Below are 16,680 nucleotides of genomic sequence, written 5' to 3' on the forward strand. Positions count from 1 at the left end.
TGTGTTGGGGCGCGGCGAATCCCGGGCAGGCGCAGGGAAGTGTCCGGCTTCGCGGCTTTCGGCGATAACGATTCCGACGCGGTACGCGTGGCTCCGGTGAAAGTTGGGGATCATGAGCGGCTTGATCTTTACGATTCCGCAGACCACGGGGTTGACGAGGGGACAGGCATGAAGGCGATACGCGGACGGGCCGCAGCCCGTCGCGCGGTGACCGCCACGGCCGCGGGCGCGCTCGCGGCGGTGGCGGCGGTGACGGGGACGCCGACGGCTGCGGCCGGGGAGGCCGGTCCCGTAAGCGTGCAGCACGGAGGTGCGGCGGCCACGCTGGGCGGGCTGAAGGTCTCGGGAGAGGCCGTCATCGAGGAGAACGGCACGCGGACGCGCACGGCGGCAGGGCTGTTCGAGATGTCCGTTGCCGGGGGCGGCAGCCTGCTCACCTACGGCATCGACATGTTCAGCTCGACGCAGCAGGAGGCCGGGTACCGGGAGGTGCCGTGGAAGGCGACCTCCCTCCAGGGCAACGAGAACGCCGGGAAGATCCGCTGGATCCTGGAGCACTCCTACCCGCAGGTGGACGACCTGGCGCGGCTGGCCGAGCAGGCCGGTGCGCGGGAACTCACGCCGCAGACGGCCGCCGCGGGCACGCAGGTCGCCATCTGGCGCTACTCCGAAGCGGCGGCCGGGGGCGGCGAGCGGCCCGAGATCACCGCCGCCGACCCGGCGGCGGAGAAGCTGGCCGACCACCTGGAGGCGCGGGCGCGCCTTCTGGCCGAGCCGCGCGGCGCGCTCAGCCTCACCTCGCCCGCCGTGGCCGGGCGGCCGGGCGAGCGGCTGGGGCCCGTCACCGTGCGGACGCGCGCCCAGAGCGTGAGCGTGACCCCGGGCCCGGACGCCACCCGGCTGGGCGTGCGGCTCGTGGACGACGAGGGCGAGGAGGTCACCGCGGCGCGGAACGGCACCGAGGTGTGGTTCGAGGTGCCGGCCGACGCCGAGGACGCCGGTGCCCATCTCACCGTCCAGGCCACCACGCCGGTGCCCGTGGGGCGCGTGCTCGCCGGAACGGGCGCGCACACCGGGAGCCAGGCGCAGATCGTGGCGGGCTCCAGCGACGCGGCGCTCACCGCGACCGCGACGGCGAACTGGGCGGTCCGCGGGGCGGTGCCCGCCGTCTCGGCGCAGCGGGACTGCGCGGCGGGCGGGGTGGCCGTCACCGTCACCAACCGGGGCGACGTCCCCTTCCCGCTCGCCCTCGGGGAGGCCGAGCACGAGATACCCGCGGGGGAGACGGGCACGCACACCGTCCCCGTGGGCGAGGACCAGCCGTACGGGATCACGGTCCCCGTGCCCGGCGGCTTCGAGCAGACGTTCTCCGGCGTGCTGGACTGCGCCACACAGGGTGCGGAGCCCGTCGGGACGGGGCTGAGCGTGCAGAGCACGCCCGTCACGGTCGGCGGCAGCGGCGGCGAGCAGGAAGCCGGCGTCAACCTGGCCGAGACCGGCGCCGGCACCGACGTCCCGCTGCTCGTCGCGGTGGCCGCCGGGCTGCTCGTCCTGGGCGGTGGCGCCGTGCTGGTGGTCCGCCGGGGCCAGTCCCGGCCCGGCGCGGGCGACGACGCGTAGCCGGTGCCCCACGGGCGGGTGGCGTGCGGGTAGCGGCACGTCACCCGCCGTGGTGCGCGCCGGAGCCCGGTTTCCGCCAGAGGCGTCCCATGCGGCAGGATGGGATGTCTGTCAACGCGGCCCGCGGCCGCATCCCGACACCTACGATGCCGGACGGTTTCTCTTGGCTGAGTTCATCTACACCATGCGCAAGGCGCGCAAGGCGCACGGCGACAAGGTCATCCTCGATGACGTCACCCTGAACTTCCTGCCCGGCGCGAAGATCGGTGTCGTGGGCCCCAACGGCGCCGGCAAGTCGACGGTGCTCAAGATCATGGCCGGGCTGGAGCACCCGTCCAACGGTGACGCCTTCCTGTCGCCCGGTTACAGCGTCGGCATCCTCCTCCAGGAGCCGCCGCTGGACGAGTCCAAGACGGTGCTGGAGAACGTCGAGGACGGTGTGGCGGACACCAAGGGCAAGCTCGACCGGTTCAACGAGATCGCCGAGCAGATGGCGACCGAGTACACCGACGCGCTGATGGAGGAGATGGGCAAGCTCCAGGAGCAGCTCGACCACGCGAACGCGTGGGACCTGGACGCGCAGCTGGAGCAGGCCATGGACGCGCTGGGCTGCCCGCCCGGGGACTGGCCCGTCACCAACCTCTCCGGCGGTGAGAAGCGCCGCGTCGCGCTGTGCAAGCTGCTGCTGGAGGCCCCCGACCTGCTGCTGCTGGACGAGCCCACCAACCACCTGGACGCCGAGTCCGTGCAGTGGCTGGAGCAGCACCTGGCCAAGTACCCGGGCACCGTCGTGGCCATCACGCACGACCGCTACTTCCTGGACAACGTCGCCGAGTGGATCCTGGAGCTGGACCGCGGCCGCGCCTACCCGTACGAGGGCAACTACTCCAAGTACCTGGAGACCAAGCAGACGCGCCTGAAGGTCGAGGGCCAGAAGGACGCCAAGCGGGCCAAGCGCCTCAAGGAGGAGCTGGAGTGGGTCCGCTCCAACGCCAAGGGCCGTCAGGCGAAGTCCAAGTCGCGTCTGGCCCGCTACGAGGAGATGGCCGCCGAGGCCGAGAAGACCCGGAAGCTGGACTTCGAGGAGATCCAGATCCCGCCGGGCCCGCGGCTGGGCAACATCGTCGTGGAGATCGCCAACCTCCACAAGGCGTTCGGTGACAAGGTCCTCATCGACGACCTGTCCTTCACCCTGCCGCGCAACGGCATCGTCGGCGTCATCGGGCCCAACGGCGCGGGCAAGACGACGCTGTTCAAGATGATCCAGGGCCTGGAGGAGCCGGACTCCGGCACCATCAAGGTCGGCGACACGGTGAAGATCAGCTACGTCGACCAGACCCGTGCCAACATCGACCCCAAGAAGACGCTGTGGGCCGTCGTCTCCGACGAGCTGGACTACATCAACGTCGGCCAGGTCGAGATGCCCTCGCGCGCCTACGTCTCCGCCTTCGGCTTCAAGGGCCCGGACCAGCAGAAGCCCGCGGGCGTCCTGTCCGGCGGTGAGCGCAACCGGCTGAACCTGGCGCTGACCCTCAAGCAGGGCGGCAACCTGCTGCTCCTGGACGAGCCGACCAACGACCTCGACGTGGAGACGCTCTCCTCGCTGGAGAACGCGCTGCTGGAGTTCCCCGGCTGCGCCGTCGTCGTCTCCCACGACCGCTGGTTCCTCGACCGCGTCGCCACCCACATCCTCGCCTACGAGGGCGAGAGCAGGTGGTTCTGGTTCGAGGGCAACTACGAGTCTTACGAGAAGAACAAGATCGAGCGTCTCGGCCCGGAGGCGGCCCGCCCGCACCGCGCCACGTACAAGAAGCTGACGCGGGGCTGACGCACGTGCGCCACCACTACCGCTGCCCCCTGCGCTGGTCGGACGTGGACTCCTACGGGCACGTCAACAACGTCGTCTTCCTGCGGTACCTGGAAGAGGCGCGTGTGGACCTGCTGTTCCGGCTGGCGCGGGAGGCCGCTCCCGACGCCTTCACCAGCGGCGCGGTGGTGGCCCGCCACGAGATCGACTATCTGAGGCCGCTGCTGCACCGGCACGAGCCGGTGGGTGTGGAGCTGTGGGTGACCAAGCTCGGCGCCGCCTCGGTGACGATCGGCTACGAGGTCAAGGACGCGGAGACCGTCTACGCCAAGGCCCTGACCGTGATCGTCCCCTACGACCTGGAGGAGGGCCGCCCGCGGCGGTTGAGCGCCGCGGAGCGGTCCTTCCTGGAGCCCTACCTCGATGACAGCTTCCGTGACCCGGCACCGCCTGCCCCTCGCTGACCCCGTACAGGCGGACGCGCTGGCCGCCTTCCTGGAACGCCTGCTGCGCTGGGAGAAGAACGCCGCCGTCCGCATCCAGGCGGGCGACGGCGTGGCCGCCCTGTTCGCCCGGCCCGCCCGCTTCGAGGTACTGGCCGTCCGCACCGCCCGCCTCGCGGACGACGCGGTGGCGCTGGACACCACCGTCGCGGCCGGGGAACTGCTGGAGCTGCTGGACGAGCCGGGGGCGACGCTCGCCGTCCCCGCCCCCGTCACCGGCCCGCCCTGGGCCGGGGTGCTCCCGCCGCGCACCGGCTGGGAGGCGCAGGGCGAGCTGCCGCCGGACGCCGTCCGCACGGTGGCCGCCGCGGCGGTGGCCGAGTTCCGCGAGCGGGCCGAGGCACTGCCCGAGGCCGAACGCAACCGGCGGCGGCTGGACGCGCTCGCCGAGGAGATCTGGTCCCGTCCGCTGGGCCGCACCGGGCTGCCGCTGCGCGCCGCCCACGCCGCCCACGCGCTGGGTTTCCTGCACGGCTCCCGGCCGCTGCGCCTGCTCGCGGCGGGCCCGTGGCTGCGGCTGGCGACGCCGCACGGCTCGGTGGCCGTCCGCAGCGGCCGTCCCGGGCAGCTCCCGGTCACCCCCGCTTGAGCGGCCACCGGCTGAGCGGGGCGCGCCCGGCGGGGCGGCGGCTCAGCCCGGGGTGTTGACCATGGAGGCGGCGGCGTAGACGAGGTAGTCCCACAGCTGCTTCTCGTGCTCCGGCGCCAGCTCCAGGCTGTCGACGGCGTCCCGCATGTGGGTGAGCCAGGCGTCGTGTGCGGCGCGGTCGACGGTGAAGGGCGCGTGCCGCATCCGCAGCCGGGGGTGGCCGCGGTTCTCGCTGTAGGTGCGCGGCCCGCCCCAGTACTGCATGAGGAACAGCGCCAGCCGCTCCTCGGCCGGGCCGAGGTCCTCCTCCGGGTACATGGGACGCAGCAGCGCGTCACCGGCGACGCCCTCGTAGAAGCGCTTCGCCAGCCGGCGGAAGGTCTCCTCGCCCCCGACCTGCTCGAAGAACGTCTGCTGCTGCAAGGTGCCCCGCGGAATCTCCATCACGCACCCCATGGTCGCAGATGCCCGGCGGGCACCGGCGGCCTCCGGCCACCGGCCCGCACCGGGCCCCGGGCTGCGCGTCGGTCCCGCCCCGGCCGGGACTGGCGCCCGAGTCCGTCCCGGCCGGGGCGGACTCAGGCGTCGTCCCAGCGGAAGACGCGCCAGGCGACCGCCGTCACGACCGCCCCGAACAGCAGCAGGCCGCCCATCACCGGGAGCGCCGTGCCCCAGCTCTCGCCGCGCGACAGCACGCCCTGCATGGCGTCGGCCAGGTGCTTGAGCGGCAGGAACTCCGCGAACGTGCGCACCCAGGCCGGGGCGGCGTCCAGCGGGATGAAGGCTCCGGAGAGGAACGCCATCGGCAGGATGACGATCTGCGCCAGCCCGTTGGCGGCCTCCTCCGTCTTCGCCCACGCGCCCACCAGGAGGCCGATCGACATGAAGGCCAGCGTCCCCGCCAGCACGAGCGGGATGGCGACCCACCAGTCGCCGGTCAGCCGCAGCCCGTAGTAGGGGAGGGTGGCGATGCCCAGGAAGATCGCCGTCTGCGCGAGGGCGAGCACCACGTTGATGCCGAGGCGGGCGCCGATCACCGAGGTCGCGTCCACGGGGGCCAGCCACAACCGCCGCAGGATGCGCTTCTTGCGCCAGCTGACGAGGTTCAGCGCCGGGCCGAACACCGCGCCCATGGCCACCGCCCACGCCAGCAGGCCCGGGGTGAGGAACTGGATGGGCTGGACCGACTCGTCCTCGACCCGCTCGGCCGTCAGCGTGTAGGCGGGCGGCTGGCCGGTGGCGGCCTGGTTGGCCGCCTGGACGACGGAGTCGAGGACGGAGTGGACGGTTCCGGCGCGCACCTGGTCGGCGGCGGAGAAGTGCACCTCCACCTCGTCGCCGCGCTGCGTCACCGCCGCGTCCACCTCGCCCTTGCGGACCTGCTCCAGCGCGTCCTTGAGCGCGGCGGGGGAGCCGTCCGTCTTCTCGACCTCCAGGACGTCGCGCAGCGCCGCACGGCTCTGCTCCGGCATCTCGTCGAGCACGGTGACGTCGCCGACCTGCACGACGCGGGACTGAGAGACGCCCGCGTCCTTGAACAGGGCGCCGAAGAGGACCAGGAACAGCACCGGGAAGACGAGCATGAAGAACACCGCCGCGCGGTCGCGCAGCAGGCCGAGCGCCATGGCCCGGGACAGGGTTCTGAAGGACGTCATTCGCGGTACTCCCGTCCGGTGAGCTGGAGGAACACGTCCTCCAGGGAGCGCACGCCCAGTTCGGCGATCAGCTCGCGCGGCGGCCCGACGCGCAGGACGCGGCCGTGGTCCATGACGGCGACCCGGTCGCACAGCGTCTCGGCCTCGTCCATGTAGTGCGTGGTGAGCACGACGGTGCGGCCCTCGGCCTGGATGTCGCGCAGCAGGTCCCACAGGTTGCGCCGGGCCTGCGGGTCGAGGCCGGTGGTCGGCTCGTCCAGGAACACCAGCTCCGGGTCGTGCACGAGGGCGCAGGCGATGGACAGCCGCTGCTCCTGGCCGCCGGACAGCTTTCCGTGCGGGACGTCGGCCTTGTCCGTCAGCCCGACCTTCTCCAGCATGGCGTCCGCCCGTTCCCGGGGGACGCCGTACAGCTCGCCGAACGTGCGGATCTGCTCCCGGGCGGTGAGCCGTTCGAAGAACGCGGACGCCTGGAGCTGCACGCCGATGCGGCGGAGCAGTTTCTTGTCGCGGGGCCAGGACGGCAGTCCCAGCAGCAGCGCCCGGCCCTCGTCGGGGCGTCGCAGGCCCTCGACGATCTCCAGGGTCGTCGTCTTGCCCGCGCCGTTCGGTCCGAGGATGCCGTAGAACTCGCCGCGCGTGACCTCGAACGAGACCCCGTCGACCGCCTGTACATCCCCGTACCGCTTGCGCAGCCCTTCAGCTGTGATCGCGGCATCAGTGGTCATGCCGCCCGACGCTATCCCGGCCGCCTCCGGGCCGGCCTGCCGGGCTCAGCCCCGGCGCAGGGTGAGCGTGGTCCAGGCGCCGACGTGCACCCGGTCGCCCTCGGCGAGCGGCACCGGCACGAACGGCTGGATCGGGTCCTCCGCGCCGTTGAGGGTGGTGCCGTTGGTGGAGTCCTGGTCGACGACGGCCCAGGCGCCGTCCGGCTGCTGGACCAGCAGGGCGTGCTGGTGGGAGACGCCCGGGTCCTCCGGCGGGCGGGACAGGTCGATGTCCGGGGCCTCACCGGTGGAGTTGCGCCTGCGGCCGATGCTGACCTGCTGCCCGGACAGCGTCACGTGCTGCTCGGGCGAGTACGCGGGCAGGCTGAGCCCGGCGCCCTCGGGTCCGCTGCGCTGCATCATCGCGGTGAAGTACTCGCGGTCGGGTCCGATGGTGACGACCCAGCCCGCGCCCTGGCTCTGCGGCCCGCTCGGGCCGCCCGGGTAGCCGGGGGCCGGGGCCTGCTGGTGGGGCGGCGGCGTCTGCTGGTGGGGCTGCTGGTGGGACTGGTGGTGCGGCTGCTGGTGGGACGGCGTCGGGTGCGGGGGGTGGTGCTGGGGCGGGTAGGGCTCGTACGGCTGGGGCTGCTGCGGCGGGGCCGGCGGTGCGGCGGGCGGGGCCAGGTTCCAGTCGCCGTGCTCGGTCTCGGGCTGCGGCGGTATGGGCTCGGCCGGGCGGTTCATCCGCGAGGGCCGGGAGTCCTCGTACACCGGCGGCGGCCCCGGCTGGTGGAAGCCCGGCGGCGGGGCGGGCGGGGCGTAGGCGGCCGCGTGGGAGTGGAAGTTGTAGCGGCACTCCTCGCAGAACGGGCCCCGCGACTCGCGCGGCGTGCGGCACCGGGGGCACAGCTCGGTGTGGTGTGTCGGCTGCCCCGGCGGCACGCCCTGGCCGGGAGCGCCGTGGGCTGCGGGGTAGCCGTAGCCGCCGGTGGGTCCGCCCGGCGGCGGGGGAGCGGTGGGGTAGCCGTAGCCGTAGCCCCCGGTGCCCTGGCCCGGTGCCGGGGGCGGGCCCGGCGGCGGGGACGCGGGCGGCGGGGGGACCGCCGCGGGGGTGGCGGTCATGGGGTGTCCGCACACGTCGCACCACTCGTCGGCCGCCGACTGGTGACCGTTCGGGCAAGTCGGCATGTGGAACTACCCCCTCCGTACCGCTGCTGTGCGGTCAGTTACCGGCTTTCCGCACGCGGACCGTTCGCGTGGACCGCGTTTCGAGTGTCATCTCGTCGGCTTCGGCGACCTTCGCCTTCAGCCGAACAGTACCGGTCGCCACGTCCACGACGTCCACCACCTTGGCCAGCAGTCTGGCGGTCTCCGCGTTGCCGCAGGCCGCCGCGAGCCGCACCGCGCGGCCGAGCCGGGCCGTCGCCTCGTCCGTGTCCCCGGCCCTGCGGGCGTCGAGGCCGCGCTGGACGGCGCGGGCCAGTTCCGCCTGCCCGGTGTAGTGCGCCACCTGCGGGTTCATGACGGTGGACGCGGCCGTGTCCGCCGTCCACCGGGCCCGCACCAGACCCTGGCCCAGCACCTGGGCCCCCTCGGGCGCGGGACGCGGGCGGACCAGCGCGACGCGGGCGGCCAGCATCTCCTGCCCCACGGCCGCCGCCGGGACGCGGACGCACAGGTGGTAGTCGCGCACCTCGTCGCCCCACGAGCCCGTCGGGTAGTCGCCGGCGCGCGGCCCGGCCGGTGCGCGGCGCCCGGTGAGGTCCGCCACGACCGGCGCGACCTGCCTGACGAAGGCGACCTCCGCGTCCTGCGGCGTCCACAGCCGCAGGGCGACGTCGGCGACGATGTCGGCGGTGCCCGGCAGCGCCGAGGCGATGCCGGTGACCTCCTGGACGTCCCCGCCCGCGCCGTCCCCGGCGGAGGCGGCGGTCACGGTGACGATCGCGTTGACCTCCCGGCCCTCCGGCGGCAGGTACGGGTTGTGGTGGACCTCCACCGAGAATTCGGGCGTGTGCGGCTCCGCGAAGTCGGCCATTCCTCGTCACTCCCCCCGGAGTCGGACCTCAGGCCGATTCTTCCCGGCGCGCGGCGGCCGGGAACGGGATCACCGCCACCGTTACGTTGTCGTGGCCCCCGCCCCGCAGCGCGTGCCCGACGAGGTGCCGGGCGGCGGCCAGCGGCCTGTCGAGGGCGTCGGCCGGTACGGCGTCGGCCATGTCCCGCGCCGACTCGGCGTAGTTCCACAGCCCGTCCGTGCACACGACGACGACGCCCGCCCCCTCGGGGCGGAACGACGCGGTGCGCGGGTCGAGGTCGTCGGCGTCCGCGCCGAGCCAGCCGGTGATGGCGTGCGCGCGCGGGTCCGCGTAGGCGTCCGCCTCCGTCATGAGCCCGGCGGCGACCATCTGCGCGGCCCACGAGTCGTCCTCGGTGAGCCGGGCGGGTGCCGAGGTGCCGTCCTGCGGCACCCAGTAGGCCCGGCTGTCGCCGATCCAGCCGACGGTCAGGACGCCGTCGGCCACGACCGCGCCGACGATGGTGCAGGCGGGGGCGTTCTGGCCGCCGTCCCGTGCGGCGTCGGCCAGCTCCGCGACCGCCCGCGCCGCCACGCCGAGCGCCTCGTGCACGGCGCGGGGCGGCTGGACGCCGCGCGGCAGCGCCTGCGTGACGACGTCCCTGGCCGCCCGCGCGGCGGCGGCGGACGCCTCGTCGGGCCGCGCGGAGGAGGACACCCCGTCGCAGACGACGGCCACGACGGCCGGGTGGTCGCCGGGGAGCCGGGCGGTGGCCACGGCGAAGGCGTCCTCGTTGCGGTGGTGGCGCAGTCCCCGGTCGCTGGCCGCGGCCACGCCGGGGAGTTCCTCCTCCTGGTGGTCGCGCCGGCCCGGCCGGGCGTGTCCGCACCGCTCGCAGTAGCCGTCCGCGTCGGAGCCGTCCGCACCGCAGGCGGTGCAGGCCGTCGCTCCGGGCGCGGCCCCCGGCGCGGGCGGGGCCGGGACGGCCTCGTCGGTGCGGGGGTCGGACGCGGGCCGGGGCGGGGCGGGCGGCGCCAGCGTGTAGTCGGCGTCGTCCGTCCCGCCCGCCGGTGCCGTCCTGCCCGCCGGTGCCGGGCCGGGAGCGTGCGCGGGCGGCGCCGGGACGGACGGCTGCGCCGGTGGCTGCGCGGGCGTCGCGGGCGGCGGGGGTACGGGCGGCGGGGACGGGGGCCGCGCGGGCGGCGGCGGCACGGCCGGGGCCGCGGGCGGGCCCGGAGGCGCGGCGGGCGGCGGTTCCGGCAGGCCGGCACCGCACACACCGCAGAACAGGTCGCCTGGCTCCAGCGGTTCGGCACAGCTGGGGCAGGCGGAGCGTCGGTCGAGCTGAGGCATCCTCACACCCATGTCCTGGGGCGGTAGCGGTTGGCCCGCTCCACCCATGCGTTCCTCTCGGTCCCGTCCGGCGCGAGACGGGCGAGCCGTCGGCAGGCTGTCTCCAGGCCGCGCCGCAGCCCGTCCTCCGTCGGCGGGCTGCCCAGCAGCGCTCCGGACCGCCCGGCCCCCTCCGGCGCCCCCGGGCGTCCGGCCAGCACCCAGTCCAGCGCCCGGCCCAGCACCTCGACGGCCAGCCGCTCCCCGCGCCTGGCGTCCAGCCCCAGCGTGCGCAGCCGTTCCAGCTCGGCGGCGGCGACCCGCAGGTCCGCCAGCAGCGGTTCACCGGCCCCGCGCTGCCGCAGCCGGGCGGAGACCGACGCGACCCGCGCGGCGACGTGGTGGACGGAGGACTCGGGGACGGACTCCAGCGCCGCGACGGCTCCCGCCCGGTCTCCGCGCGCCAGCCGCACCCGGGCCAGACCGAAGGCGGCACCGACGTAGTTCGGGTCCGTGGACCATACCAGTCGGTAGTACTCCTCGGCGTTGTCCAACTGGCCGAGCAGTTCGGCGCCCACGGCCAGCGCCAGCTTGGGCGCGGGCTCGCCGGGGAAGGCGTCGTACACGGCGTCGAAGGCGAGGGCGGCCGTCTCGTGGTCCCCGTGCACCAGCGCGGTCACCCCCCGGTACCAGATGACACGCCAGTCCTCCGGATGCCGTTCCGTCAGCGCCCGCAGCTCCGGCGGCTCCTCCCACGCCGCCGGACGGGCCAGTTCCAGCCGGGCCCGCAGGGCGCGCAGCCGCAGTTCGACGGAGTCGGCCGGGGCGGCGCGCAGCGCGAGCAGCAGGTCCCGCGCGGAGGCTCCGGTGAGCCCGGCCAGGAAACCGGCGTTGGCGTCGTCCGGATCGACGCGCGGCACCGGCAGCGCGAGCGCGGCGGCGGCACCGTCCAGCGGTGTGACCGCCACCGACCACGCGGGCGCGACCGGCCCGGCGGCCACCGGCTCCGCCCGGCGGCCCCGCCGCACCGCCCGGGTACCGGGCAGCGTCGCGTCACCGTCCTCGGCGGGCAGCAACCCGGTGTCGGCCACCCGCAGTTCCGGGCCGAAGAGGGTGGAGACGGCGGGCCGGGGCCGTCCGCTGCCGACCGCCGCGATCTCGCGCAGCACGCCCGTCAGCTGCTCGGCCATCTCCGGGGCGGAGCCGAAGCGGCGGCGCGGGTCGGGGTCCGTGGCCCGCACCAGGAGGCGGTAGAACGACTCGTGGCGGCCGAACACCTCGACCGTGTCCGGGTCCGGCAGGCAGTCCGCGTAGACGTTGGTGTAGCCGCGGAAGTCGAAGGTCAGCACGGCCAGGGTCCGGGCGACGGTGTAGAGGTCGGACGCCACCGAGGGCCCCAGCTCGGCGACCTCGGGCGCCTGGTAGCCGGGCGTCCCGTAGACGGCGCTGGTCCGGTCGTCCATCCGGCGCACCGCGCCGAGGTCGATCAGCTTGAGCTGGTCGTGCTGCTGGATCGCGTTGTCCACCTTGAAGTCGCAGTACAGCAGTCTGCGGCCGTGCAGGTGGCCGATCGCCTCCAGCGCCTCGATGCCGAACGCGCAGGCCACCTCGACGGGCAGCGGGTCGCGTCGCCCGTCCGGTGTGCGCCGCTCCTCGACGAGCTGCTTGAGCGACTTGCCGCCGACGTACTCCATGACGATGTACCCGTCGAGGCTGCCGGTGCGCTGGTCCAGGTGCTCGACGAAGTTGTAGATGCGCACGATGCTCGCGTGCTCGATCTCGGCGAGGAAGCGCCGCTCGGAGATCGCCGCCGCCATCGCGTCCGGGTCGCCGGTGTCCAGCAGCCCCTTGAGCACCACCCAGCGGTCGGAGACGGCCCGGTCCACGGCGAGGTAGACCCAGCCGAGCCCGCCGTGGGCCAGGCAACCTGCGACCTCGTACTGCCCGTGCACCACGTCGCCCGCCCGGAGCTTGGGCACGAACGAGTAGGGCTGCCCGCACGTGGTGCAGAAGCCCTCGGTGCGCCCCGGCCGCCCGGCACGCGCGCGGCCCACCGGGCTGCCGCAGTCGGGGTTGCCGCAGAACCGCTTGCGCTCGGGCACCTCGGCGCGCTTCAGCACGGCGGTGGCCGGATCGGCGCGCGGCACCTCCGGCACGGCGACGAGCCCCGCGCCCAGCCGGTTGCGGGTGGAGGAGGAAGCGGCGGAGCCGGAGCTGCGCACCGACAGCGGCCGGGCCGCCGGGCCCGTCCCCGGGGCGCCGGTGAGCCGCCCGGGGACGGAACGCCGGGAGGACCGAGAACGCCCCGACGGCCGCGCGCCTCCGGACCGGGCGGACGGCACCGCACCGGAACCGCCGGACGCCCCCGGACCGCCGGACGGGCCGGTGGCGGCCAGCACGGGCGAGAGCCCGCACACGTCGCAGTACAGCTCGCCCCCGCCCACGTCCTCGTAGGCCCCGGCGCACCCCGGCTGCCGGCACGCCCGCCGCGGCCCGGCCGTCACCCGTCCCTCCCGCCGTCCACCGGGGCGCCGTCCGCCCGGGGCGCCAGCGCCTCGGACGCCGCCCGCTGGTAGCGCAGCACCGCCTGCCCGGCGGCGCGCAGGTCGCACGGCGCGCTCCACAGCATCCGCCGCGCCGCGTCGTACCGCTCGGCCAGCAGCGGGTCACCGGCCAGGCCGTGCCGGGTGAGCCTGGCCCGGCAGGCGTCCAGCCTCCCGCGCAGCTCCGCGCGCACGGCCAGCGGCGCGGTGACCGCCGAGAGCTGGTCCCTGGCCCGTTCCAGCTCCTCGTCCGCCCGCTGCTCCAGACTGTCCAGCAGCGGGGACAGCCGGTGCCACTGGGCACGGCGGCGGTGATCCACGGCCAGCGCCAACTGCTCGTGCAGGGCCGTCGCCGGACCGCTGACCGCCGGGACCTCGGACGCGGCGATCTTCGCCAGCACCTCGCCGCGCGCGATCCGGGCCTCGGCCAGGGTGCGGTCGGCGCGGGAGAGCACGTCCCGCAGCCGGACGATCCGCTGTTCGGCGTCCTGCCGCACGCCGAGGACGGCGTCGATCTCCCGGCGCACCTCCTCCAGCGCCCGCGCCGCCCGGTCGTAGCGGTCGGTGTCCAGGCGGCCGCCGCCGGGCGCGCTGGAGCCGCCCGCCGGATGCCAGAAGGCCAGCGGATCGGTGATCGCCTCGCGGCGCAGCGCGGTGAGTTCGGCGGTGATCTCCGCGAGGTCGTCGCCCGCCGGGTGCTCGCCGGGACGGACGCCGACCGAGTGCGCCAGCGAGCGGATGCGGCCCAGTTCGGCGGCGAGGAGGTCGATGCGGGCGGGCAGCGCGGACCACACCGCGTCCGCCGCGGCGACCACGTCCAGGGCCCGCGCGTACCCCGTGTTCATGCGCTCCACCAGCTCGGGCAGGCTCAGGTGCTCGGCGAGCCGCCCGCCGCCCGCGCCACCGCCCGCGCCGCATCCGGCGACGGTCACGCCGCGTCCGCGCAGCAGTCCGGTCAGCTCGGCCAGCTCCTCCCGCCCCGGCCAGCGCCGCCGCTCCCGCACGGCCCGCGCGGCGGCCAGCGCCTCGGTGTACCGCTCGAACTGCGTCCACAGCGCGGTGATGGTCTGCTCGGTGGCGGCCCAGCGGTGTCTGGTGGTGCCGGTCAGCTCGGCGCCCTCCAGCAGCCGGCGCCCGGCGTGGTCCTGGAGGGCGAGCAGGGACGACTCGATCGCCTCGTGCTCCGCGCCGAGCCGGGCCAGCGCCCTGTCGACCCCCTCCCGGTCCAGGACCGGTCCGGCGGGTTCCGCGGACCCCATCGATCACCTCGCTGCTCTCGTCCGGCCGCTCCCGCGGCTGCCTGTCCCGCACCGGACGGCGCCCTCGCGCCCCGCCCGGGCCCGTCTCAGTCCCGGTAGCGCGGCCTGGGCGGCTCCGGGTCCCGGTCGGGCATGACGTCCGCCAGCCAGCGGTCGAAGGAGGTCCGCCAGGGGCTGTCCGCACCACCCGAACGGAAGTCGTCCAGCACGCGGTTGACGCGCCGGACCAGATCCTCGTCCCCCCGGTTCATCGCGACACCGTACGACTCGCTGGTGAACGGCTCGCCGACCAGCGCGACGGTCGGGTCCTGCGCCGCCTGCCCGGCGGCGAGCGCGTTGTCGGTGACGACGGCGTCCACCTGGCCGAGCTGGAGCCGCACGAGGCAGTCGAGCTGGTTGGGCACGAGTACCAGGCGGGCGCCGTGGCGGCCGTCCCGCAGCGCGCTCTCACCGGTGGAGCCCCGCGCGGTGCACACGGTGCGGCCGTCCAGGGAGTCGTCGAAGCCCGTGACGGGGGAGGAGCGCGGGGCCAGCACCTGCTGCCCCGCCTCGAAGTAGGCGGTGGAGAAGGCGACCTGCTCGCGGCGCTCGCAGTTGACGGTCATCGTCCGCACGACGAGGTCCACGTCGCGGCCGCGCAGGGCCGGGATGCGCTGGTCGGTGGGGATGGTGCGGTAGACGATCCTCGGGTCGGGACCGAGCAGGTCGCGGGCGACGGCCTTCACCAGGTCGATGTCGAAGCCGTCGATGGCGCCGGTGTGCGGATCGCGGTAGCCCCACAGGTAGCTGTTCTGGTCGACGCCGACGACGAGGTGGCCGCGCTCCTGGATGCGGCGGACGGCCGGACCCGCCGCGCGGGACGGCCGCAGGCTGGCCGCCGCCGGACTGCCGTCCGCACACGTCTGCGCCTGCCGGGCCGCCGCGTCCCGGTCCTGCGCCGCGTCCCGGTCCTGCGCCTGGCGGGCGGCGGCCGGGGCGCCGGGCGAGCCGGGAGCACCGGGTACGCCTGCGGGGTCCGCCGCCGGGGGAGCGGCGCAGGCCCAGGCGCACACCGCGAACAGCGCGGCGCCCGCCGCCGCGCGCGCTCCGGCGCCGCGCCCCCGGCCGCCCGCGCCCGGCACCGGCCCGCCCCGCCCGCTCACCGGTACTCCGCCAGCCGCCGGCCGATCCCCGTCACGGCCCCGGCCGCACCGGCGAGCGCCAGGGCTCCGGCTCCGGCCGGCAGCCCGTCGGACGCCGCCCGGCCGGACTTGGCGGACCGCGTGAACTGGTCCTGCTCGTGGCCGATGGCCTCGCGCAGGGCGGCGTCCACCCGGTCGAAGGTCTCGCCCGTGGTGCCGCTGCGGCCGATCACCTTGGCGACCGCGTCACCGTACGCACCCGTGTTGTCCAGCTCCCGTACCTCGGCATGGCGTTCGTGCCACTCGCGCACGTCCCGCAGCGCCCCGCGCACGGGGGCGCGGCCCGCGTCGTCGTCGGCCAGCCGCAGCGCCCGGGCCAGCAGCCCGCCCCCGTCCGCCGCGCGGCCCGCGGCACTCCCGTCCGGCTCTCCGTCCGTCGCGCCCCCGGCCAGGCGCGCCATGCTCTCCCGGTACGTCTCCTCGTACCCCGCGCCCCCGCCCCGGGCGACCAGGGTCATGCCCTCGTCACCCCGCGCCTCAAGGGCGGCGGCCAGCGCCTCGTTCAGGGTGTGCAGCGACCGGGCGCCGTGGTCCTCGGCGGCGGCGAGCTGCCCCCTGGCGACGCCGTGCCCGGCGGCCAGCCACACCAGCAGCACGAGCGCCGCCCCGGTCGCCGCGAGCAGGCCGCGGTTGAAGACCCGGTTGGTGCGCAGGTAGTGCCGCCGCTGGGCCCACACCAGTGCGCCGAGGACGAGCCCGCCCAGGGCCAGCGCCTGCCACGGCCAGGCGCTGGCCTCGGCGTGGTCGGCGCGGTAGCGGGCGGACTCCGCCGCGTACAGGCGCCGGGCGGCGGGCAGCAGCTCCTCGCGCATCCGCTCGTCGGCGTAGCGCAGGTAGGCGCCGCCGATGGGCAGCCCCTGCCGGTTGTTGGCCCGCGCCGCCTCCACCAGTCCCGTGTACACGGGGAGCCGTTCGTTGAGCGTGCGCAGCTCGCGGCGCGCGCTCGGCGAGCCGCCGCCGCTCCCGGCCGCCCGCGTGATGAGTCGCGCGGCGGTGCGGACGGCCCGCTCGTAGCGGTCGCGGACCTGCCGCGGCTCCTGCCCGCCCGCCAGGAAGCCGCTGGCGGCCGTGGTGTTGGCGTCGGCGAGCGAGCGGTAGATCTCGGCGGCGTCCACGCTGAGCGGCTGGCTGCCGTGGATGACGGCGTCGGCCGCCGAGGCGCGCTGGGCGACCTGCCCGGCGGTCACCGCGCCGAAGGCGACGAGCGCGGCGGCGAGCAGGGCGCCGATGACGCGCAGCCGTCCCGGCTCCGTCACCGCGGTGGCCCGCAGCTGCGCGACGCCCTCCGACCAGGCGGTCCGCCGCGGCGGCTCCGGGCGCGCCGGGAGCGGCGGCTCGGGCGGTGCCAGGTGTGGCGCCTGCGTCACGGTACGGGCCTCCCCCTCGGTCGCTCGGTGAACCCTCCCCGGTCACGGCCAGCAGTATGACGCGGGGAAGTGCGCAGCGGCACCGGTCGGACGCGGAAT

13 protein-coding genes and 1 pseudogene are annotated in these 16,680 nt (G+C 75.6%); 4 read left to right on the forward strand and 10 right to left on the reverse strand.

The window, feature by feature from the left end; genetic code table 11:
• The first annotated feature begins 168 nt into the window (after nucleotides 1–168).
• From V1J52_RS09070 to V1J52_RS09085, 4 genes are all read left to right on the forward strand, one after another.
• Complete coding sequence (locus V1J52_RS09070) at nucleotides 169–1,620, forward strand: Cys-Gln thioester bond-forming surface protein (RefSeq protein ID WP_330139134.1); 1,452 nt, start codon at nucleotides 169–171, stop codon at nucleotides 1,618–1,620.
• Nucleotides 1,621–1,783: 163 nt separating this feature from the next.
• Nucleotides 1,784–3,448: an energy-dependent translational throttle protein EttA gene (ettA, locus tag V1J52_RS09075; RefSeq protein WP_330139135.1), complete on the forward strand. Its 1,665-nt coding sequence runs from the start codon at nucleotides 1,784–1,786 to the stop codon at nucleotides 3,446–3,448.
• A 5-nt stretch (nucleotides 3,449–3,453) separates the two neighbouring features.
• Nucleotides 3,454–3,891 carry an acyl-CoA thioesterase gene (locus V1J52_RS09080; protein WP_330139136.1) on the forward strand — a complete coding sequence of 146 codons (438 nt, stop codon included), beginning with the start codon at nucleotides 3,454–3,456 and terminating at the stop codon, nucleotides 3,889–3,891.
• Nucleotides 3,851–4,519, forward strand: coding sequence for a DUF8185 domain-containing protein (locus V1J52_RS09085; protein WP_330139137.1), 669 nt, complete (start codon nucleotides 3,851–3,853; stop codon nucleotides 4,517–4,519). The genes V1J52_RS09080 and V1J52_RS09085 overlap by 41 nt, the downstream gene beginning before the upstream one ends.
• Nucleotides 4,520–4,561: 42 nt before the next feature.
• Here V1J52_RS09085 and V1J52_RS09090 read toward each other — a convergent pair whose 3' ends face one another.
• The 10 genes and pseudogenes from V1J52_RS09090 to V1J52_RS09135 all read right to left on the reverse strand — a co-directional run bounded on the left by V1J52_RS09090 (nucleotide 4,562) and on the right by V1J52_RS09135 (nucleotide 16,581).
• Nucleotides 4,562–4,966, reverse strand: a complete 405-nt coding sequence (locus V1J52_RS09090; RefSeq protein ID WP_330139138.1) for a globin — start codon at nucleotides 4,964–4,966, stop codon at nucleotides 4,562–4,564.
• A gap of 131 nt (nucleotides 4,967–5,097) precedes the next feature.
• Nucleotides 5,098–6,174 (reverse strand): ABC transporter permease, encoded by a 1,077-nt coding sequence (locus V1J52_RS09095; protein WP_330139139.1) that lies wholly within the window; start codon nucleotides 6,172–6,174, stop codon nucleotides 5,098–5,100.
• Nucleotides 6,171–6,902 carry an ABC transporter ATP-binding protein gene (locus tag V1J52_RS09100; RefSeq protein ID WP_330139140.1) on the reverse strand — a complete coding sequence of 244 codons (732 nt, stop codon included), beginning with the start codon at nucleotides 6,900–6,902 and terminating at the stop codon, nucleotides 6,171–6,173. The genes V1J52_RS09095 and V1J52_RS09100 overlap by 4 nt, the downstream gene beginning before the upstream one ends.
• 45 nt (nucleotides 6,903–6,947) lie before the next feature.
• Nucleotides 6,948–8,069 carry an FHA domain-containing protein gene (locus tag V1J52_RS09105; RefSeq protein WP_330139141.1) on the reverse strand — a complete coding sequence of 374 codons (1,122 nt, stop codon included), beginning with the start codon at nucleotides 8,067–8,069 and terminating at the stop codon, nucleotides 6,948–6,950.
• Nucleotides 8,070–8,103: 34 nt separating this feature from the next.
• Nucleotides 8,104–8,814 (reverse strand): annotated as a pseudogene (locus V1J52_RS09110) (hypothetical protein); the annotation flags it as partial.
• A gap of 133 nt (nucleotides 8,815–8,947) precedes the next feature.
• Nucleotides 8,948–10,252, reverse strand: a complete 1,305-nt coding sequence (locus V1J52_RS09115) for a protein phosphatase 2C domain-containing protein (RefSeq protein ID WP_330139555.1) — start codon at nucleotides 10,250–10,252, stop codon at nucleotides 8,948–8,950.
• Nucleotides 10,253–10,254: 2 nt separating this feature from the next.
• Nucleotides 10,255–12,735 (reverse strand): serine/threonine-protein kinase, encoded by a 2,481-nt coding sequence (locus V1J52_RS09120; protein WP_330139142.1) that lies wholly within the window; start codon nucleotides 12,733–12,735, stop codon nucleotides 10,255–10,257.
• Complete coding sequence (locus V1J52_RS09125) at nucleotides 12,732–14,033, reverse strand: hypothetical protein (protein WP_330139143.1); 1,302 nt, start codon at nucleotides 14,031–14,033, stop codon at nucleotides 12,732–12,734. The genes V1J52_RS09120 and V1J52_RS09125 overlap by 4 nt, the downstream gene beginning before the upstream one ends.
• 86 nt (nucleotides 14,034–14,119) lie before the next feature.
• Nucleotides 14,120–15,175 carry a glutamate ABC transporter substrate-binding protein gene (locus V1J52_RS09130; RefSeq protein WP_330139144.1) on the reverse strand — a complete coding sequence of 352 codons (1,056 nt, stop codon included), beginning with the start codon at nucleotides 15,173–15,175 and terminating at the stop codon, nucleotides 14,120–14,122.
• Entirely contained in the window at nucleotides 15,172–16,581 is a 1,410-nt protein-coding gene (locus V1J52_RS09135; protein WP_330139145.1) for a GlnX family signal transduction membrane protein, read from the reverse strand. The genes V1J52_RS09130 and V1J52_RS09135 overlap by 4 nt, the downstream gene beginning before the upstream one ends.
• Between the last annotated feature and the right edge of the window lie 99 nt (nucleotides 16,582–16,680).

The organism is Streptomyces solitudinis, from assembly GCF_036323765.1.
GTDB lineage: Bacteria > Actinomycetota > Actinomycetes > Streptomycetales > Streptomycetaceae > Streptomyces.